Annotated in this window: 11 protein-coding genes; 6 read left to right on the forward strand and 5 right to left on the reverse strand. The window is 64.4% G+C overall.

Annotated features, from left to right (window positions below):
* Nucleotides 1-78 precede the first annotated feature (78 nt).
* From AB7G19_RS10800 to AB7G19_RS10815, 4 genes are all read right to left on the reverse strand, one after another.
* Nucleotides 79-408, reverse strand: a complete 330-nt coding sequence (locus AB7G19_RS10800) for a response regulator (RefSeq protein WP_441267801.1) — start codon at nt 406-408, stop codon at nt 79-81.
* Nucleotides 409-554: 146 nt separating this feature from the next.
* Nucleotides 555-911 carry a PRC-barrel domain-containing protein gene (locus tag AB7G19_RS10805; protein WP_028160059.1) on the reverse strand — a complete coding sequence of 119 codons (357 nt, stop codon included), beginning with the start codon at nt 909-911 and terminating at the stop codon, nt 555-557.
* 219 nt (nt 912-1,130) lie between these two features.
* A complete protein-coding gene (locus AB7G19_RS10810; RefSeq protein ID WP_080669683.1) occupies nt 1,131-2,015 on the reverse strand; it encodes a hypothetical protein in 885 nt (294 codons plus the stop codon).
* 694 nt (nt 2,016-2,709) lie between these two features.
* Nucleotides 2,710-3,327 carry a LabA-like NYN domain-containing protein gene (locus tag AB7G19_RS10815; protein ID WP_028160060.1) on the reverse strand — a complete coding sequence of 206 codons (618 nt, stop codon included), beginning with the start codon at nt 3,325-3,327 and terminating at the stop codon, nt 2,710-2,712.
* Nucleotides 3,328-3,533: 206 nt separating this feature from the next.
* Here AB7G19_RS10815 and AB7G19_RS10820 point away from each other — a divergent pair, with 206 nt between their 5' ends.
* Nucleotides 3,534-3,797, forward strand: a complete 264-nt coding sequence (locus AB7G19_RS10820) for a hypothetical protein (RefSeq protein ID WP_441267802.1) — start codon at nt 3,534-3,536, stop codon at nt 3,795-3,797.
* Between the two features lie 1,272 nt (nt 3,798-5,069).
* Here the strand turns inward: AB7G19_RS10820 and AB7G19_RS10825 are convergent.
* Nucleotides 5,070-5,282 (reverse strand): hypothetical protein, encoded by a 213-nt coding sequence (locus tag AB7G19_RS10825; protein WP_441267803.1) that lies wholly within the window; start codon nt 5,280-5,282, stop codon nt 5,070-5,072.
* Between the two features lie 495 nt (nt 5,283-5,777).
* Here AB7G19_RS10825 and AB7G19_RS10830 point away from each other — a divergent pair, with 495 nt between their 5' ends.
* The 5 genes from AB7G19_RS10830 to AB7G19_RS10850 all read left to right on the forward strand — a co-directional run bounded on the left by AB7G19_RS10830 (nt 5,778) and on the right by AB7G19_RS10850 (nt 21,527).
* Nucleotides 5,778-14,780 (forward strand): peroxidase family protein, encoded by a 9,003-nt coding sequence (locus AB7G19_RS10830; RefSeq protein WP_441267804.1) that lies wholly within the window; start codon nt 5,778-5,780, stop codon nt 14,778-14,780.
* Nucleotides 14,781-14,864: 84 nt separating this feature from the next.
* Nucleotides 14,865-16,622: a type I secretion system permease/ATPase gene (locus AB7G19_RS10835; RefSeq protein ID WP_063981733.1), complete on the forward strand. Its 1,758-nt coding sequence runs from the start codon at nt 14,865-14,867 to the stop codon at nt 16,620-16,622.
* Complete coding sequence (locus AB7G19_RS10840; RefSeq protein ID WP_441267805.1) at nt 16,619-19,183, forward strand: calcium-binding protein; 2,565 nt, start codon at nt 16,619-16,621, stop codon at nt 19,181-19,183. The genes AB7G19_RS10835 and AB7G19_RS10840 overlap by 4 nt, the downstream gene beginning before the upstream one ends.
* Before the next feature lie 9 nt (nt 19,184-19,192).
* On the forward strand, nt 19,193-20,548 hold the full coding sequence (locus AB7G19_RS10845; RefSeq protein ID WP_063981735.1) for an HlyD family type I secretion periplasmic adaptor subunit: 1,356 nt from the start codon (nt 19,193-19,195) through the stop codon (nt 20,546-20,548).
* 316 nt (nt 20,549-20,864) lie between these two features.
* Nucleotides 20,865-21,527 (forward strand): LuxR C-terminal-related transcriptional regulator, encoded by a 663-nt coding sequence (locus AB7G19_RS10850; RefSeq protein ID WP_063981736.1) that lies wholly within the window; start codon nt 20,865-20,867, stop codon nt 21,525-21,527.
* The last annotated feature ends 16 nt before the right edge of the window (nt 21,528-21,543 follow it).

The raw sequence follows: 21,543 nt of genomic DNA on the forward strand, positions 1-21,543 counted from the left end.
TGCGGCTCGGCTTCAGCAGTGACATGCGCGCCTCGTCAGACGGCCTGGTTCTCGGCCTAGCAAGAACGTTGATCTTCATCAAGAGCCATCGATGGAACTGCAAGGGCCCCTATGCTCGATCCGCAGAACCCGGCTGACGGCCCTGACGACGTCGTCCGCATAATAGGGCTTCTGCGGTGTTAGCCTTTCGGACACCAGACGGGGTGTGACGGGAGAGAAACCGGTCGCATAGATCACGGGTAGATCGGGGTCGTGTTCTCGAGAATGTTCGGAGATCTTCCATCCGTCGATGCCGCCGGGCAACCTGACGTCGGTGATCAGAACGTCGACAACCTGCCGCCCGCACCACGCCAATGCCTCTGCGCCATGCGCCGCGTAGTCGTATCCTTCCTCCCGCCAAGTTTCCACGACGAGCTCGCGTATGAGGCGTCGTCCTCGACGACGAGCATCGCACTGGCGACTCCTTCAACTGACGGGTGGAGCGCTTCTGCCGACAGCAGGCGCGTTGACCGGCGCGGCAGGCCCGCTCTCGCAAGCGGGCTTGCCGGTAACCGTCAGAACCCAGAATAGTAGTCGTTCACCGCTCTTGCGCGTCCCGGGTCGTTCCAGTCCCAGGCATTGTCGTTGCCGTACTTCGGCGCGCCCTGAAGCCTGTCGGCGGTAAGATTGGTCCGGTAGCCGCCAAGACCTGTGTCGTACTTCAGCGATTGCCAGGGCAGGGGGTAGTGATCGTCCCCGATGCCGAGGAAGCCACCGAAGCCGAGAACCGCGTACGACACTTGGCCGCTGACCTTGTCGATCATGACGCGCTCAATCGAACCGATCTTCTGGGCGTCGGACCCATAGACCGCTGTGCCTTCGACCTTATCGCTACCGATCAGCGTACCTGTTTCACGCCTTTCCGTTTCCATCGTCGTCTCCTCCTAGAAATATTGACGCACGACAACTGCGATCGAGAGGCGATCGTTCCTACGTTTTAAAGGTTCGGCGGGAGAGCTATGGAAAAGCGAGCGACGCGGCAAAAACTGATCTCGTACTTCGCGCGTCGCGATGAATTCACCACCCCCGACAACCGGCGCAGCGGAAGGTCAAAGGATTTCCAGCCTGTCACCCTGTGCGGAAAAATGAGGTTAAGGTAGTGGCCGGGGATCCGCGACGCGGCTTTTGTGCCATCGATTGGAATGAGCCATCCACTCGGAAATCGGCTCGCCATCGCGATGCCGGCCTCCAGCTTCTGCACCAGCCCAAGCCGCCGCGGCTCCGAACAGCAACGCTGCAGCCGCCGAGAAGGCGATGATGATACTTGCCGCACGAGCCCTCGAGATCGCGCTCTTCGCATTTGCCAGCGTCGTATCAACTCGCCTCTCGGCGTCCGTCGCTGCGAGCCCGGTCAATGCAGTGACCTGCTGAACAAGATAGGTGCGATCCTCGGGGAGAACGCCGCCGTGACTCGAAGCAGTGGCTAGAATTCGCGCGGCTTCAGCACGCTCACCCGTCAGATCAACGTTCGGCGGCCGCCGGGGCGCACGGAAGAGATGATCAAGCTCGTAACTTAGGATCGACGGTTCGGTAGCAGACGGCGGTTGAGTCGTTGCGGACGGGCGGTTTGCAGCACCCGCTATCAGCGCGGTCAGAACAGCTCCGATTAAGACCGCGAGCGCCCAGGCAGCAACGCCATGCAGTCCGTCGCGCGTCTCGATGTCATCGGTCGCGGAAGCGTAAGGCGGCCGCACGCGCCCGGCAAAATAGCCGCCGCAGCCAAAACTGATGAGGGACTGAAAGATCAGGTAGACGCCCGACAACAGCCATAGCGCAACGGAAGCATCTCTCCAGGTCGGCGCAGCGGAGGCCATGCCCAGTCCAAGCGCTGTTCCAAAGGAGATCAGTATCAGGGACAAACTCGTAGCGACGAAGGCTCCAACGACGATGGGTGTCCACTGCAATCCCCAGAGCCTGGTTAAGTTGGATGCGGTGGCTGTTTCGGATGCGATCCCGGAGATTGGTTCAATGGCCATGGCGTCTACCTGAGACCGAGTAGAGACAAAATGAACATGACGATGACGATCAGGCCAACGAGATAGATGATTCCATTCATGCGAAGTCCTCCTCTTCGCCACTTCAATGCCAGGCGTGCGTAAGGGTTCCTCGATCCAGACGTTTCCCGCCAGGTGGCGCACTCGCGCGACTCCGGTCGTAAAAGAACAGCCGCGTTGCCGGGGTAAGACAACGCGGCTGGGAAGCAAATCCCCGGAGGAGCCAGGCTTACTTCCTGTTGCTTTGGGGCCGGCCTGATCGCTGCCGGGACCAGAGCCGCCCTGGCCGGACGCGTCAGCCTTCATCATTCCGCCCTTGGTCATGCCGTACTTGTAAAATCCTCACATGCCGTTTCTCAAGGTCGGGGAGACGGTCCCGGTTGGGGGGCTTGGGGGCAAGTAGACCGGGGCTGCTCCGCCAGCATCGGCGGCGATGCTTGGCAGGTCCTCAATTGGCCTTCGGCGCTAGTTGTTCCGCGCCGGTCGATGCAGACGCAGATTCGGCCTCGGTCGCCGGCAGGAATGCGAAGCTGGCAGCATATTTTCGCGTCTGGGATGCGCCAGGCATTGCCGTATCTCGGAATTGGTTTATGCGCGTCGCTGACTGCTTGGATGTCGGTAATGCTGTTCTATTGAAGTGGTTCTGCCGCAAATTCATCGATGCGGGCGACCCTTACTAGCCAGGAGGGTCGTTTCCTTTCGGCTCTTGTAAGAGTTTCGGCATGTGTCCCCGCGGTTCGCGATCACGTGGGGCAGGGCGCTCGGATGGGACGCGGCCAAGCTTCGGCTGCAGCTCGACGAGATCCGTAAAGACGTCGGCCTGGCGGCGCAGCTCGTCGGCGATCATCGGCGGCTGGCTGGCGATAGTGGAAATCACCGTGACTCGCACGCCGCGGCGCTGCACGGCTTCGACCAGAGAGCGGAAGTCGCCATCGCCCGAGAACAGCACCATCTGGTCGATGTGTTCGGCGAGCTCCATGGCGTTCACCGCGAGCTCGATATCCATGTTGCCCTTGATCTTGCGGCGGCCGGATGCATCGACAAACTCTTTAGTCGCCTTGGTGACGACCGTGAACCCGTTGTAGTCCAACCAATCGAGCAGGGGACGGATCGAGGAAAACTCCTGATCCTCGATGACTGCGGTGTAGTAGAATGCCCGAAACAGTTTCCCGCGGCTCTGAAATTCCTCCAGCAGGCGTTTGTAATCGACGTCGAAGCCCAGGGCTTTCGCCGTCGCGTAAAGATTCGCGCCATCGATGAAAAGCGCAATCTTGTTAGTCGACGCGGATGACATGACTTGCGGGCTTTCCAGAGAGCCGATTTAGGTCTTCGCCGAGAGACCAGCAATTGAACGAAGGGCTACGAGACGCACGAAAAATACTTTAAGCTTCAAGCAATCGCATGGCGAGGAGGAACTCCGTAGCCACAAAGAAGTTAGCCCATTTAAAATTCTTGAGTAATGTGGCTATTTTAGGTGGTCGTTTTTGGAGTATGCGTCTCATGAGCGATGTGGATTTTCCTGTCTTTGATAGTTCGATCACACGGCGCGGTCGCGGCTGGCGCTGGTGTGTTTCTGGCGAAGCGGGTAAAATCGTCCTGCAGGGTACTGAGCGCAGCCGACCAGCGGCACAGTATATGGCTGCACGAGCGACTTTTTTGCTGCTCCTCACCGCGTCGTATTGGAGACCCAGCAATGTGCCGCTTCCGGTTGACGTATACCCGGTTGAGATAATTCCCAACGTGCGCCCGAACTCACTGGCCTGAGATAGCCAAAGGCCGATTGCGCTTGGATGCTCTCGGACTCTCGGAAAAGGCTCTCCATCGCGGCGTTCATGAGAGGGCTCGCGCAGTGTGGCGTGGCGCGTACGGATCTACTTTGCAAGAACCAATTCGTTGATTGGAAAAACGCTTCCGGTGCGTAAGCGCTAGGAGTGTTTGCGTCTGCGAGAACGAACGACGCCGGCAGCCCTATCACGTCGTACTCAAATGCCACCCCTTAGGGGTCATTCTCCTCGAACCGTTTCTGCGGCATCGACACTGGCGAAGACCTTGATTTGGTCGACGTCGCCGACCTGTTTGGCGGTGTTCACGTAGACGAAGACGGTCATTGATCTCTCTTCAGCTTGCGCCGGCTTAGGTCTTTGGAACGGATCGGACTTCCTGCGGGTTAAGCGCGACAACCCTGGGAGTTTGCCGTGAAACTAATCCTACTATTAGCAACCGGCTTGGCTGTCTCGATTGCTGCTGCGTCGGCGCAGCCCGCCGGCTCACCAAGCGGACGTGGGGCGGTCAATGGTGACCCGGCAGCCAGCTCGACGGCGCCGAGCAGAGACCCGCGTGGCACCACTGGCATGTCGCCTGGTTCGAGTAGCGGAAGTGGTACGTCCACTTCTGGCGGCAAAGACGACAATGGAGATCAGGGTCGAGACAAAATGCCAGACAGCAACAAGACGGTCCGGCCCGAGAACCAGCAGCCGGCAAAGCCGCAGTAACGCCTAAATTCCCGCGTGGATCGACTCTCGTCCGAAGTTCTGGTGTCGCAATTCGGACGGAGCAAGCGACCTCAGCTTTGGAAGGGGGATAGCTGAGGCCGCTTGAGCTTCGGAACGGAGGCGAATCCAACCGACGCTCAGCGAGGGTAGGCTGCATCCATTCCCACGCATGGTCCACTTGTGAACAATGCCGCCGCAATGTTAGCGCGCGTGCTTTACGTCTCGTGAACGTCCTCCGTCTTGCGCGAAGGGCCTCACGTTGAACTTGCCGAATTTCGATAGGCTTCGGTATTTCAACGGAGGTGTGCTCGGCGTCATCCAGAACTATGTTGCCGCGCTCTGAAGTGAGCGAGGAAATGACGGGCCGCCGCAACAAGGACAATCCGCCTATCCTCATCTGCCAAGAATGTAGGCGACCGATGGTGTATCTCGCTACACTTCCGAAGATTGCTAGCCTGCCCGCAGTACACGCTTACTTGTGTCGACCATGCCAGCGGGTCGATAGCATTACGTTGAAGTAGGGCCGACGCAGGCATCTTTTAAGCTAGCCGTCCTGGCACCGAATGCCGAAATTGTCGCAGGTCAACGCAAAGGCTTCCTTCGCCTTTGCATCCTCAAAGCAGAAGCGAGTGCCGATGTCTGCGCGATCGGTCCACCACCCCAATTTGGTGCCCTTCGCAATGCGAGCAGCTTCTCCGCGCAGCAAATCCAACTGTTTTCCAGCCGCGTGAACGACTAAGCAATTTTCCTTTGTCATGAATGCGGTCCTCAAAAATGAAGCAACGACACCATTTTGATTCCGACAAAAAATGAAAATAGTGTGGCGGCTGGGGTGCTAGAACGAAGGCCGCACCAGGGGGACTGCTGCGACCTCATTCTCGAAAAAATTCGGGTGAAATGATCTAAGTGAAATATGCAGCCATCCCCGGTGATCAACAACCTACCGCAGCTCGGTCGCAGCGCAATGTCAGCTAGGTCACACCGGGAAACCTATTTAATGCGCAGGCACGACTTGCTCAGAAGCCCTTCGCTTAGGCAGTCTGGACGGCCGATCGGACCAAGGTCCTACGACCATGGTCGGCCGAAGCGCCAGACCTCGGTCCCACGAGGTCGTTGGACCTTGTACCCTGTCCCGTTGTTCACAGAAAAATCTAACCTGAGCCCATAGGAGCCATCCGACGCGGACGGCTCGCAAAAATTTCAACGGCTCGGCCGCCGCGGCGGACCGTGCGCCACAACAGGTGAGGCCGCCATGGTTGCGTACATCAGGAGCGATCTGGATTTCATTCTCGCGCAGATCAAGGTCGCGGAGAAGCACGCCGCCTATATCGTCAATCCGCTCGACCCGAACGCCGCGCCGCTCTACGGAGCCGGTCTGGCCGGCCAGGTCGGCTCGGTCCCGTCCTACAACCTCAGCATCGGTCTTCGTACCGTCGACGGACAGAACAACAACCTGCTGCCCGGCCAGGAGAAGTGGGGCGCCGCGGACATGCCGTTCCCCGAACTGCTGGATCCGACCTTCAGGCCCGCGGAAAACGTACCGGGCAATTTCCTGCCGCCGGGCGCGCCCGCCGTGCCGACGTCTTACGCGCCGTCCAACAACCCGGGTTCGATGGTGTTCGATTCGAGCCTGCGCACCATCTCTAACCTGATCGTCGATCAGACGCTCGCGAACCCGGCGGCGATCATGAAGGGCCTGCAGTCCGGCGGGATCGTCGAGGCCACGCTGGCTAACGTCGCCCTCGTGCAAGATATCTACAACGCCTTCAAACCCGCGCTCGACGCCGAGTATCAGGCCCGCGTGGTGATGCAGAACGCCAAGGCGGCGGCGAACCAGCTGAGCGACGGCGACGAGTCCACCGTTCCCGGCGCGGCCGAACAGGCGGCGATCGACGCCTTCGCGGCGGCCACGGCGGTGCACAACGACATGCTCAACGATCTGGCGGTGGCGCGCGCGGTCCGCGATGCGGGCCTCGAGCCGTTCGGGATCACAATGGACGGCGACAACGTCCAGGTCGTCAACGTCTCTCCGGACGTCGGCCTGTCGGCCCCGTTCAACTCCTGGTTCACTCTGTTCGGCCAGTTCTTCGATCACGGTCTGGATCTCGTCAACAAGGGCGGCAGCGGCACCGTGTTCGTTCCGCTCCAGCCGGACGATCCGCTGTACGTGCCGGGTAGCCCGACCAACTTCATGGTCCTGACCCGCGCCACCGTCAGCCCGGGCGCCGACGGCGTCATGGGGACGGCCGACGACGTGCGTCCCGTCAACACCACGACGCCGTTTGTCGACCAGAACCAGACCTATACGTCGCATGCCTCCCACCAGGTTTTCCTGCGCCAGTACGCGCTCGACGCCAACGGCGTCCCGCACGCTACCGGCCAGCTGATCGAGGGCGGCGGAGACCAGCCGGGCGGCATGGCCACCTGGGGCGAGGTCAAGGAACAGGCCAAGATGCTTGGCATCCTCCTGACCGACCAGGACGTCGGCGCGGTGCCGCTGCTTCGCACCGACCCGTACGGCAACTTCATTCCGAATGCCGCGGGCTTCGCCCAGGTGATCACCGGCGTCGGCGCCGACGGCATTCCGAACACTGCGGACGACATCGTCATCTCCGGCACCTCGACGGCGCCGGTCAGCGTCGCCACCGCGATCCGTATCAACGCCGCCTTCCTTGCCGACATCGCGCACGACGCCGTGCCGAACGGCATCGCCGACGGCGACATTGAAATCGGGCTGCTCAACCCCGGCAACAACCCGGCGGTCTACGACAACGAACTGCTGGACGCCCACTTCATCGCCGGCGACGGCCGCGCCAACGAGAACATCGGCCTGACCGCGGTCCACCACATCTTCCACTCCGAGCACAACCGGCTGGTCGAGCACACCAAAGAGATCGTCCTGGCCTCGAACGACCTGGCCTTCCTCAACGAATGGCTGGCCGTCGACCTCGCCGCACTGCCGACGACGCCCGCTCAGATCGCCGCCCTCGTCTGGGATGGCGAACGCCTGTTCCAGGCCGCCAAGTTCGGCACCGAGATGCAATACCAACATCTCGTCTTCGAGGACTTCGCCCGCAAGGTGCAGCCCAACATCGACTTCTTCGTCGTGCCGGACGGATACCACGCCGACATCAATCCGAGCATTGTCGCCGAATTCGCGCACGTGGTCTACCGCTTCGGCCACTCAATGCTGACCGAGACGATCGACCGGCTCGACCCGACCTTCACTAACGACCAGATCGGGCTCATCGAGGCCTTCCTCAACCCGATCGAATTCGACTCGGGCCACACCGTCGCGGACAGCGTCGCCGCCGGCAACATCATCCGCGGCATGACGCGGCAGGTCGGCAACGAGATCGACGAGTTCGTCACCAGCGCGCTGCGCAACAATCTGCTCGGGTTGCCGCTCGATCTGGCTACCATCAACCTGGCCCGCGGCCGCGATGCCGGCGTGCCGTCATTGAACGCTGCGCGCCGCGACTTCTTTGAGGCAAGCAGCCACGCCGAAGAGCTGCGGCCCTACGCGAGCTGGGTCGACTTCGCGAGCCACCTCAAGAACGAGGCTTCGATTATCAACTTCGTCGCCGCCTACGGAACGCACACGCTGATCACCGGCGAGACGACGGTCGAAGGCAAGCGCGACGCGGCCATGGCGCTGATCTTCGGCACCAGCTTCGGCGACGTCGTCGTTCCGACCGACCCGGCCGAGCTCGCGGCATTCAATGCCGACCGCATAGCCTTCCTCAACGCGACCGGCATCTACGCCGGCGGCTCGCTGGGCGGCCTCGAGAACGTCGATCTCTGGATCGGCGGTCTCGCCGAGAAGGTCATGCCGTTCGGCGGCATGCTGGGCTCTACCTTCAACTTCGTGTTCGAGGTTCAGCTCGAAAAGCTGCAGGACGGCGACCGCTTCTACTACCTGCAGCGGCTCGACGGGCTGCATCTGTTGTCAGAGATGGAGAACAACACCTTCGCCAAGGTAATCGGCCTCAATGCCGACGCCGGCCATCTGCCTTCGGACGTGTTCTCCACGCCCGGCCTCATCCTCGAAGTCGACCAGACCCGGCAGTGGAATCCGGGGCTCGATTCGGCCGATCCGACCGGTGGCACGATCCTGACCCCGCTGGTCCTGCGCGACAACCCGGCGACCGATGGAGCCGAAGCGAACTACCTGCGCTATACCGGCGCCGACCACGTCCTGTTGGGCGGTACCGACCAGGCCGACACGCTGATCGCCAGCGAGGGTGACGATACCCTCTATGGCGACGCCGGCAACGACCGCATGGAGGGCGGCGCCGGCAACGACCAGTACATCGGCGGCGACGGTGACGACATCATCACCGACCAGTTCGGCGACGACATCATGCGCACCGGCCGCGGCCACGACGCGGTCAACGCCGGCCAGGGCGTCGACCTGATCGTCGCCGACGAGGGCAATGACTTCATCGTGCTCGGCGCCGACAGTCTCGATGAGGCCTTCGGCGGGGTCGGCAACGACTTCGTTCTCGGCAGCAAGACCACCGAGCAGACGCTTGGCGGCGAAGGTGACGACTGGATCGAGATCGGCGCCTGGACCGGCGCGGTCGGCGACAATTTCGACGACCAGTTCCAGCTCGATGCCGTCAAGGGCCACGACGTGTTCCACGGGGACGGCGGCTTCGACGAATTCATTGGCGAAGGCGGCGACGATATCTGGTTCGGCAGCCTTGGTCGCGGCAAGTTCGACGGCATGTCCGGCTACGACTGGACGACCTACGCCAACATGAATCTGGCGGTCGACGTCGACCTCAACCGGGTGATCCTGCCCGGTCTGCCGGTGCTTCCGGGCAACGCGGCGCTCGACAGTTTCACCCAGGTCGAAGGCGCGTCCGGATCAGCCCACAATGACGTCATCCGCGGTTCCGACGTCACCGCCGACCTCGTGCCGACCGAAGGCTTCCGCGGCAGTGCCCTGGATGCCGAGGGCATCGCCCTCATCACGGGCCTGCAGGCGCTTCTCGCCGGCGCGGGACCGGCCTCGTTCGATGCCAACGGCAGCTTCGTCGGCGGCAACATCCTGCTCGGCGGTGCCGGCAGCGACCTCATCGAAGGCCGCGGCGGCGACGATATCCTCGACGGCGACCGATGGCTGCGGGTGCGCATCGCGGTGATGTCCGACTTCGACGAGAACGGCCCGGTCGGCAACACCGTGCTCGAGTTCCACGACAGCATGACGACTCTGGTCCAGAAAGTGTTCTCGGGTCAGATCAATCCTGGCCAGCTCAAGATCGTCCGCGACATCGTCTCCGACGGCGCGGCGGCATCGGACATCGACACCGCAGTCTACTCCGACGTCCGCGCCAACTATTCGTTCTCGGCGCGCGCCGACGGCACCCTCGTGGTCTCCAACACCGGCGGCCTCGATCCGCTCGATGGCACCGACCTGCTGCGCAACATGGAGAGGTTGCAGTTTTCCGACGGCACTCTCGGTATCGTCGTAGGCACCCCGTTCAGCGACAATGGCCTCGCCCCGCAGGGCCCGCCGTCCGACAACCGTCCCGTGCTGAACGGTTCGGCGACCGACGACATCATCGTCGGCCTTGCCGGAGCCGACGTGCTCAACGGTCTCGGCGGCAACGACATCCTGGTCGGCGGTCCGGGTTCTGCGACGGGAACGATTGCCGACAACTTCAATTCGGGCGGCTATTCCGGCAACGATGGTAATGCTGCAAACTTCGCCGGAAACTGGACGGAAAACGACAACAACAGCGCCACGAGCGGCGACATCGAAATCGATGGTAATCGCCTTCGTTTCAACGAGACCGTCGATGGCGGCGAAACCATCGAACGCTCGATGAACCTGGCGGGGGCTACGGCCGCAACGCTGTCCTTCAGCTACGAGGATGACAATCTCGGCGTGGGCCAGAGTGTCATCGTCGAGGCCCGCAACAGCGGCAGCGGCACCTGGGAAGTTCTCGGCACGCTCGGCAGCACCACCGCGACAGGCAACGGCAATTTCAGCGCGACGCTGACCGCTGCCCAGATCGGCGCGAACTCGGGAATCCGCTTCCGGACAACCGGCGACGGCAACAACTGGGACAACGGTGACAATTTCTACGTCGATAACCTGACGATCACGATCGTCAGAGCCGGCATCAACGGCGGCGTTGACACCCTCAACGGCGGTCTCGGCAACGACACCTACGCGTTCGGGCTCGGCGACGGCAACGACCTCATCAACGAAGCTGTCAATGCCGCCAGCGGCGGCACCGCCGACCGCATCTCGATCCAGGCTCCGAACGCGGTCGACGCGTCCGGTCAGCCCATCATCGACCCGGTGACCCTGCTTCCGGTACCGACGATCACCGCGTTGGACGCCTTCGACAGCAGCACCGCGACCCAGACCGGCGACCTGGTCATCAATTACAGCCTACCGACCGGGCCTACGGGCTCCGTCGCCCAGTCCATCACGGTGGCAGGCCACTTCACCGGCAACAACGCGCAGACCGGCGTCGAACGCATCAACTTCAACGGCGCGACTTTCGCCGGCTATGCGCTCGGCGCGGAGGATTACCTCATCAGCCGCTCCGATCCGGCCGACCGGGCAGGCGGCGACGTCGACATGTCGCTGAATGCGGTGACCAACACTCAGGCCAACTTCGTGGTGGGCGAGCAGGGCGTCGACGACGAGATCACTGGCGGCGGCCTCAACGACCTGATCTTCGGCGGCACCGGCAACGACGACCTCGTCGGCGGGCTCGGCGACGACCTCCTGGTCGGCGGTGCGGGCAACGACGATCTCGACGCCCGGCTGAACCTCGCTGGTGACGACTTCGAAGGCGCCGTCGGCGCCGACACGATGGTCGGCGGTGCGGGCAACGACACCTACGGCATCGACGATCTGCTCGATGTCGCGATCGAGGCCCAGGACGAGGGCACCGACACCGTCGAGACCTTCCTGGCCGAGCTTTCCATCGCGAACATGGCCAACGTCGAGAACCTCACCTACCGCGGCGTCGACGCCGACCAGTTCATCGGCACCGGCAACGCCGGCAACAACGTCATCACCGGCGGCGATCTGGCCGACACGCTGAGCGGTCTGGCGGGCAACGACACCCTGAACGGCGGTCTGGGCAACGATACGCTCGACGGCGGCGACGGCAACGATACCCTCAACGGCGGCGACGACGTCGACACGCTGACAGGTGGGCTCGGGGCCGACACCCTCAACGGCGGAGCCGGGGCCGACGTCATGGCCGGCGGCGCCGACAACGACATCTACGTCGTCGACGATGCCGCCGACGTGGTGACCGAACTTGCGGCCGGCGGCACCGACACGGTGCAGTCCTCGGTCTCATACACAGTCGGGGCCGAAGTCGAGAACCTGACGCTGACCGGAGGCGACGCCATCAACGGCAATGGCAACGCGCAGGCCAACACCATCGCCGGCAACGGCGCCAACAACCAGATCTTCGGCGGTGGCGGCAACGACACCATCGATGCCGGCAACGGTACCGACCTGGTCGACGGCGGTACTGGCGACGATACGCTGAGCGGAGGCACCGGCGGCGATACCGACACCATTATCGGCGGCGCCGGCAGCGACACCATCAACGTCAGCGATGGCAACGACGTGGTGGTCTACAACGCCGCCGGGTTCGGTGCCGATACCATCACCGGCTTCGACTCGACCGCGGCCGGGGGCCAGGACCTGATCAACCTCAGCGCCCTCGGCATCACGGCCGCCAACCTGGCGACGCGTGTTGTCGAGACTCAGGTGGGCGCCAATACCGTGCTCACGGTCAGGGATGCGTCCCTGGCGACGATCGGCACCATCCAGGTCAACAACACGACGACGGCCGCGATCGACGCGTCCGACTACGTCCTTGCGCAGGCCGCGCCGGCGCCGTTCGGCACGGCGAGCGCCAACGCCGACGTCATCACCGGCAACGGCGGTGCCAACCTCATCGACGGCCTCGGCGGCAACGATACGCTGAGCGGCGGCGGTGGCGACGATGTCATCCTCGGCGGCGAGGGCGCGGATACCCTCAACGGCGACGACGGCAACGACACGTTGACCGGTGGCACCGGCAGCAACAACGGCGCTTACGTCGACAGCTTCGGAGCCGCGTCGTATTCGAACAGCAACGGCACGCTCGCGTTCACGGGAAACTGGACCGAAGGCGGCGGCGAGACGACCAGCCCGACAGCAGGCGACATCTCGATCACCGGCGGCCGCCTTCAGTTCAATCAGGGCGTCGATGGCGGCGAGACGATCGAGCGCGCCGTCAACCTCGCCGGCGCGACCGCGGCGACGGTGTCGTTCACCTACGAGGACGACAATCTCAACGGCGGCCAGACCGTCATCGTCGAGGCACGGAATGTCAACACCAACGCCTGGGAGGTCTTGACCGGCGGAACGCTGGGAGGCGGTGCCAACGGCACCTTCAACTTCAGCGCCGCCCTGACGCCCGCCCAGATCGGCTCGAACTCGGCCATCCGCTTCCGGACTACCGGCGACGGCAACAACTGGGACAACGGCGACAACTTCTACGTCGACAATTTCACGGTCAACGTCACCGCGCCGGGCCTCAACGCCGGGGCAGACACGGTCAACGGCGGTGCGGGAGACGACACCATTGTCTGGAACGCCAATGCGACGGCGGTCCCGACCGATGGCCGCGACATCGTCAATGGCGGCACCGAAGGCACCGCGGGCGACACCTTCGTCATCAATGGCAACACCTCCAGCGAGGCCTACACGATCTATACGTTGGCCGCCTGGGATGCCGTTGCCGGCAACGACATCGCGAGCTTCGGCGGGCGTACGCCGGAAATCGTCGTCACAAGAGGCGGTTCGGCCTTCGCCAACGTGATCGCGGAACTGAGCGAGATCGAGGAGATCCGCATCAACGGCATCGAACCGACTGGAGCGACGGGCGGCGCGGGAGCAGGCGATACGTTCACGGTCGTCGGCGACTTCACCGCGACCAGCCTGCGCCTCAACACCATCACGATCGATAGCGACGAGGGCGACGACACGATCGACATTTCGGCCCTCACCTCGGCCCATCGCATCGTGTTCAAGTCCAACGGCGGCAACGACACCATCATCGGCGCCCTCCAGGCCGAGGACGTGATCGAGCTTCCGGAAGGGGCGGATCCGGCGACCTACCACCTGGTCGAGAACCAGGACGGCACCAAGACCATCTCGAACGGAACCCATTCGGTCACCTTCTCGGGCATGGTGCCGCCCCAGTTCGAATCCAATGAGCCGGACGAGGACGACGAGGAAGAAACCGAAACGCCGAACGAGGATGACGAGGCGCCAACGGCGGGCGGTGACGACGAAGAAGAGACCGAGACCGCAACCGACGGCGTGGTCCGGAACGGCACGGCGCAGTCCGATACGCTGGTCGGCACACCCGGCGACGACAGCATCGTCGCCTTCGCAGGAGACGACATCGCCGTCGGCCATGCTGGCGCCGATGCGATCTCGGCCGGCGAGGGGGCCGACTTCGTCAACGGCGGTGCTGGCCGGGACGTGATCTTCGCTGGCGCGGGCGACGACCACGTGTTCGCCGGAGCCGACGCGGACATCGTCTACGGCGATGCCGGGGCGGACCGCATCTTCGGCGATCAGGGCGACGACCTGATCAACGCCGGTGCGGGCGACGACACCGTGTTCGGCGGGGCCGGCAACGACCTGATCGTGGCCGAGATTGGCGATGGCAACGACGCCTATTTCGGCGACGAAGGCGCCGGTGGGTCGGGCACCGACACGCTCGACATGTCAGCGGCGAGCACGGCCGTCACCGTCAACCTGGGTTCCGGCCCGCTCGCGAACGGCAGCGCCTCGAGCTCGCAGACCGGCAACGACACGCTGTGGGGCATCGAGAATGTCACCACCGGCTCCGGCAACGACGTCATCGTCGCCGGCACCGCCGCCAACGTGATGAAAGGAGGGCTCGGCGACGACACCTTCCGCTTCAGCTCGGTGGAAGCGGCCAAGGGCGACACCATCGTCGGCTTCGAGCCGGGAGACCGCATCGACCTCAGCGGCATCGACGCGAACTACGCCGTCGACGGCAACCAGAGCTTCACACTGGTTTCCGATGCCGCGTTCACCGCGGCCGGGCAGCTCGCGGTGAGCTACGAGACTCACAACGGTCAGGAATTCACCGTCATCCAGGGCAACGTCGACGGCAACGCCGCCGCCGACTTCAAGATCGAGATCGCGGGCCACCAGAACCTCGGCTCCAACGTCACGCTCTAGCCTCACGACCCTATGCCGGAACGGGAGACCATCTTTCCGTTCCGGCCAGATTTCTGTTCCTCGCACCTGAGGGCATCCAAACAAATGGCTAAACCGAAAGAGCTCACACCCGCGAAGCGCCGGCGCCTGGCCGAGCTGACAAGGGGCTTCCGCAGCATCGTCCTGTTTCTGTTCGTGGTCTCCGGCATGATCAACGTGCTGGCGCTCACCGGCTCCGTCTACATGATGCAGATCTACGACCGCGCGCTGACCAGCGGCAGCATCCCCACCCTGGTGATGCTCTCGGTGCTCGCGATCGGGCTCTATCTATTCCAGGGTGCCTTCGACGTCGTCCGCTCCCAGGTGCTGGTGCGGGTTGGCGCCCGGATCGACCGCAAGATCGCGCCGCTGGCGCATCGCGTCGCCATCGACATGCCGCGTTTCGGCTTCTCCACCTCCGAAGCGCTGGAGCGCGGGCGGGACGTCGACACCGTCCGTGGTTTCCTCGGCAGCCAGGGCCCCTCGGCGTTGTTCGACCTGCCCTGGATGCCGATCTATCTGGCCTTCATCTACTTCCTTCATCCGATGCTCGGCGCGTTGACCTTCGCGGGCGCGCTCGTCCTCGTCGTGCTCACCGTGGTCAGCGAAGTCATGACCCGCCGTCTCATCGTGTCCACGCGCAAGGCGGCGACGGAACGCAACGGCATCGCCGACTGCAACGCGCGCAACGCCGAGGTGCTCAAGGCGATGGGCTTCGCAGGCCGCGCCGTCGGCCGCTTCAACGAGGCCAATGCCGAGCATCTCGATCTGCAGACGAAGGCCAACGACATCACCGGCGGGTTCGCCGCGGTTTCGCGTGTGCTACGCATGGTGCTGCAGTCGGCCCTGTTGGGGCTCGGCGCCTACCTCACCATCAAGGGTGAGCTTTCGGCTGGCGCCATCATCGCGGTCTCGGTCGCCTCGGCGCGCGCGCTGGCCCCCGTCGATCTCGCGATCGGCAACTGGAAGGCCTTCATCGCCGCGCGGATGGCCTACCAACGGCTGCGCGAGACCGTCATCGCGCTCGCCTCCGCCGACGAGCCGATGCGGCTGCCCGATCCGACCGCCCGTCTCTCCGTCGAGAAGATCACCGTGGCGGTCCCCGGGACCGGACAGGTGGTGCTGAGCGAAGTCGCCTTCGAGCTCGAGGCCGGCCAGGCGCTTGGCATCATCGGCCCCAGCGCCGGCGGCAAGACCACGCTGGTGCGCGCGCTGACCGGCATCTGGCCGGCGCTGCGCGGCAGCGTGCGGCTCGACGGCGCCGACCTGACCCAGTGGCGCGAGGACGACCTCGGCAGGCACATCGGCTATCTCCCCCAGGAGGTCGCGCTGATGGACACCACCATGGAGGAGAACATCTGTCGCCTCGAGCGCCAGCCCGACTCCCGCAAGGTGATCGCGGCCGCCAAGGCGGCCGGCGTCCACGAGATGATCGTCAGGCTGCCGGAGGGCTATCGCACCAGGTTGGGGCCGCAGGGCTGCGCGCTTTCCGCAGGTCAACGCCAGCGCATCGCGCTGGCGCGCGCGCTTTACGGCAATCCCTTCATGGTGGTGATGGACGAGCCCAACTCCAATCTCGACGGCGAGGGTGAGGCGGCGCTCACCGCGGCGATCGAGGGCATCCGCGCTCGCGGCGGCGTCGCCATCGTGATCGCGCACCGCCCGAGCGCGCTGGTGGCGGTCGATCTCGTCGCAATCGTCCAGGCCGGCCGCATGGTCGCCTTCGGCAAGAAGCAGGACATCATGACTCCTGTCCTGCAGCCTTCCGCGCTAACCCCGGCCGGCACGATTCCCGTAGAAGCCCAAATGCGGAGGCCTGCATGATCAACGTCCAGGCCACCCGCAAGTCCACCGTCGAGACTGCCCCCGGCCGCGAGGACTACGAAGAGAAGCAGGATCGCAGCCGCCGCTTCGTGCCGCTGATCTTCTTGCTCATCGTCGGATCCTGCACAGCCTACCTCAAGAGCTTCCTGCCAATGAAGCTGGGGGCCAGCGAGGACCGTGAAAAGGTCCGCGGCTCGGGTGAGGAGGAGAACCTGAAGGAGGACGCGCTCGCGGCGGCCGAGGAGCCCGCGGAGGAGCAGCCTGAGCCGCCCCGGTCGTCGGGCTGGACCGAGGAGGGCAGGATCGTCGCGCACGCCGAGGAGGAGCGCGCCGTAGGCGGCGGTGCGACCGATTTCAGCGCCCAGGCGCGCACCGACAAGCCCGAGCTGAACAACAAGGGGTCCGGCGCGAGTCCGAAGATCGCCAACGACAACCACCGGCCTCGCCAGGAGGACTCCGGCTCCGGTGGTGGCAGTGGCGGTGGCGGAGGAGGTGGCGGCGGAGGAGGTGGCGGCGGCGACAGACCGCGCGACCCGCCGGCGCCGGATCACCGCAACCGCGCGCCCCGCGTCTCCGGCGCGGTGCATCTTCCCGACGTGGTGGCCTGCCACGGTCTGGCGATATCGATGGCGGCGCTGCTGGCCGGCGCCACCGATCCGGACGGCGACAATCTGACCGTGGTCGGCATCTTCTCCTCCTCCGGCTCCCTGGTCCGCACCGAGGACGGCTGGGAATTCGACCGCGCGCCGAACATGCTCGGCGAGGTCAAGCTGACCTACGCGATCAGCGACGGCTCCCACATCGTCATGCAGACAGCCTACTTCAATGTGGTTGAGGCGCCGCCCATCGTCGGGACCGAGAGCGACGACATCCTGCTCGGCACACAGTGCGCCGAAACCATCGCGGGACTCGGCGGAGACGACAACATCGACGCCAGAGGCGGCAACGACCGGATCTCGGGTGGGGCCGGCGACGACCATATTTTGGCGGGCGCGGGCCACGACGTGGTCTATGCGGGCGACGGCAACGACACCGTGTTCGCGGGCACGGGCAACGACGTGGTGCTCGGCGGCACCGGCGACGACCGTCTGTGGGGCGACGAAGGCGACGACACCCTGCTGGGTGAGGAGGGAGACGACCACCTCGACGGCGGCGCGGGCCGCGACATTTTGCTGGCGGGACCCGGCGACGACACCCTTGAGGGCGGTGACGGCCACGACCATCTCGACGGCGGCGAGGGCGCCGACCGGATGTCCGGCGGGAGCGGCAACGACATCATCGCCGACGGCGGCGGAAACGACGTCGCCACCGGCGGCGCGGGCAACGATATCGTAATGGCGGCCGCCGATGCCGCGGACGACGGCTTCGCCGGCGGCGCCGGCGTAGACACGCTGGACTATTCATCGGCTACGCGTTCGATCAGGGTGGATCTGGGCTCGGGTACCGCCTCCGGCACTGACATCGGCAACGACGCGATCGCGGAGTTCGAGATCGTCATCGGCGGCGCGGGCGACGATACCCTCACGGCCGCTGGATCGGCTTCGGCCTCGATCGACGGCGGCGGCGGAAACGACGTCGTGGCCGGGGGCGCCGGCGACGACACGCTGACCGGCGGGACTGGCAACGACACGATCTCGGACGGCGGCGGATCTGATACGGTCGCCGGCGAGGCCGGAAACGATCTGGTTCTCGCTGGGGCCGATGCCGCGGACGACAGCCTCGACGGCGGTGCCGGGACCGACACCCTCGACTATTCCTCGGCCATCAAGAAGATCGCCGTGAATCTCGCCTCGGGCCGAGCCTTCGGTGAGGATATCGGAGAGGACGCGATCGCAGAGTTCGAGATTGTCGTCGGCGGCGCGGGCGACGACGTCATGACGGGGAGTGCGGGAGCCGACACTCTCGCCGGCGGGGCCGGCAACGACATCATCGCCGACGGCGGCGGAGCCGACAAGGTGGACGGCGGCAGCGGCGACGACGTCGTGCTGGCGTCGGCCGACGGCACCGACGACGCCTATGATGACAATTCGGGTCAGGACACCCTCGACTATTCGGCGACCACCGTCACCGTCACGATCGATCTGCGCAGCGGCACCGCCGTGGGACGTGAGATCGGCAAGGACCTGATCGATGGCTTCGAGGTGATCATCGCGGGCTCCGGTGACGACGTGATCATCGCCGGCAGCGGCGCGGTGGTCCTGACCGGCGGCGCCGGCGATGACTGCTTTCAGTTCCAGCGCGGTGATGACGGCGCTCAGCAGCAGGACGTGGTCAAGAAGATCACCGACTTCACAATCGGCGACAAGATCGTGGCCGCGACCTATCAGATTACGATCAAGGAAGGCTGCGACGCCGAGGAGCAAGTCGCTGACCTGTTTGAACAGATCTACCTCGACGAGAACCACGGCGGCCACAATCGCCAAGTGCGCTTCCGCTTCGAGGAACTCGCCGAGGGCAAGTACACCGCCATCGACGTCGATTACGGCAACGACGACGCAGACGGAATGACGATCGAAGTCGCCGGTCACCACCATCTGCAATTCTCGTCGATTCATTCCTGAGGTGAAGCCATGAAGCATGTCGCTGCATCTGAATTCGCCCGCTTGGAGCATCCGGCTATCGACGCGCCCCGCGAACGGCCGTTGCGGCTGTGGCCGCGCATCGTCGCCGGCCTCGTGCTGAGCGCGCTACTGGTCGCCGGTTGCGGCGGCTGGGCCGCCTGGGCGATGTTGGAGGGCGCGGTGGTCGCCGCCGGAACGGTCAAGGTCGACCAGAACCTCAAGGAGGTGCAGCACCGCGACGGCGGCATCGTCAAGACACTGTCGGTGCGCCAGGGCGACCAGGTTCGCGAAGGCCAGGTGCTGGCGACCCTCGATGACGTCCAGATCAAGGCCGAGCATCTGATCGTGCGCGCGCAGCTGGTCGAGGCGCTCGGGCGCCGCGCCCGCCTGGTGGCCGAACGCGACAACCTGACGTCCGTCGAGTTTCCCGGCGACATGCACGCGTTATTCCCTTCGACCGCCGGATCGGTGATCCACGGCGAGGCCCGTCTGTTCGCCGGCAACAAGACCGCGCGCGACAGCCAGAAGGAACAGCTCGAGCTCAGCATCGCCCAAACCGGCGAGGAGATCAGGGGCATGGCGGCCCGCCTCGCCGCCAAGGAGGAGGAAGGTAAGCTCGTCGGTGCCGAGCGCGAGAAGCTGCAGTCGCTCTTCGAGCGCAAGATCGTCGAGTACCAGCGCGTTTATACCTCCCAGCGCGACTACGCCCGCATCATGGGCGAGCAGGGCGAGATCCAGGCGAGCATCGCGCGCGCCAAGGTGAGGACCAGCGAGATCCGCGTGCAGATCATCGCCGTGGACCAGAACGCCTCGACCGAGGCCCAGAAGGACCTGCGCACAGTGGAGGCGCGCATCGCCGAGCTTCAGGAGCGCAAGCTCGCCGTCGAGGACCGGCTGTCGCGCACCGAGATACGTTCCCCGGCGTCCGGCTACATCAACGAACTGTTTGCCTACACGGTGGGCGGCGTCATCACCCCGGCGGCCAAGATCGCCACCGTGGTGCCGGAGAACGCCGACCTCAAGTTCGAGATTCGCATCTCGCCGGCCGACATCGACCAGGTGAGGGTTGGACAGCCGGCGCGCATTCGCCTCTCCGCCTTCAACCGCGCCACCACGCCGGAGCTGAAGGGCAAGGTCGCGATGGTGTCGCCGGCCTCGGCCCGGGATCCGTCCAACGGCCAGGAGCACTACATCGCCCACGTCCGCCTGCTTCCGGCCGAGGCGGATCTGATCCAGCACAAGGGACTGAAGCTCGTTCCCGGCATGCCGGCGGAGGTCTTCGTCTCGACCCAGGAGCGCACCGCGGCCTCCTATCTGGCCAAGCCCGTCATCGACCAGATGACACGCGCCTTTCGGGAGCGCTGAGGCATGACGAATTTCCCCGCCGACACACCGAGGAAGGCATCGACGCCGAGGTGGCCGCCGGGGTTCCTTACGTTAACCTTTCAGCGAAGGGGAGCGTCGGGAGCCGCGAACCGGCGACATTCGGCGGGGTTTCGGAGGCCTTCCGGCCCAGCACCGCAGCCCGGGCATCTTGCCACACCTCCGGAATATCCAAGGACGGATTCCACGAATTGGTATTTTCTTTCGGGCTCGGGGATTTTTCTTTCCTCGTGAATGCCTTGGAACCGTCGTTCTCCACCGGCGGAAGTTTTAATGATGGCTCTTTTGGGTGGGTTTGATGAGCGATATTACGATCGCGATTGTCGAGGACCAGCCTTTGATGATGACGGCCCTCACGACCTTTCTTTCGGCGTCGACCGATTTCAAGATCGTCGCCTTCGGCGTCACCGCCGCCGACATGATCCGGCTGGCCCGTTTCCATGTCCCCAGGCTGATGATTCTGAGCCCCTCCGTCCCCGACGAGACCTACGACGCCATCCGCACGATCCGCAACGTCCTGCCTGCGATCAAGATCGTCGCCTACACCTCCCAGCACGGCGTCGACCATGCCGTCCGGGCGCTCGACGCCGGCGCTCACGGCTACGTCCTCAAGCGCTCCTCGGCCGATGAGTTGATGGCCGCCGTCCGGGCCGTGCTGAAGGATGAGACCTATATTACCCAGGGCTTTGCGGTCCGGGTGATCGACGCGCTCCGCAACACCGACGTCCGCCACCGCGTCGCCGAGGCCATCAAGCTCAGTCAGCGCGAGGGGCAGATTGTCCGGCTGCTGCTGCGTGGCATGACGAACAAGGAAATCGCCGCGACGCTTCGCATCACCGAGAAGACGGTCAAGCACTACATGACCGAGCTGATGCAGAAGATGCAAGCCAGGAACAGGGTCGAGGTCATCATCGCCGCCCAGAGGATGTCCGAGTACCGACTCCAGTCGCTCGACGCCTGAAACAGGAAAAGGATTC

The sequence above is a fragment of the Bradyrhizobium sp. 215_C5_N1_1 genome, from assembly GCF_052075935.1.
In the GTDB taxonomy this organism is placed as follows: Bacteria; Pseudomonadota; Alphaproteobacteria; order Rhizobiales; family Xanthobacteraceae; genus Bradyrhizobium; species Bradyrhizobium barranii.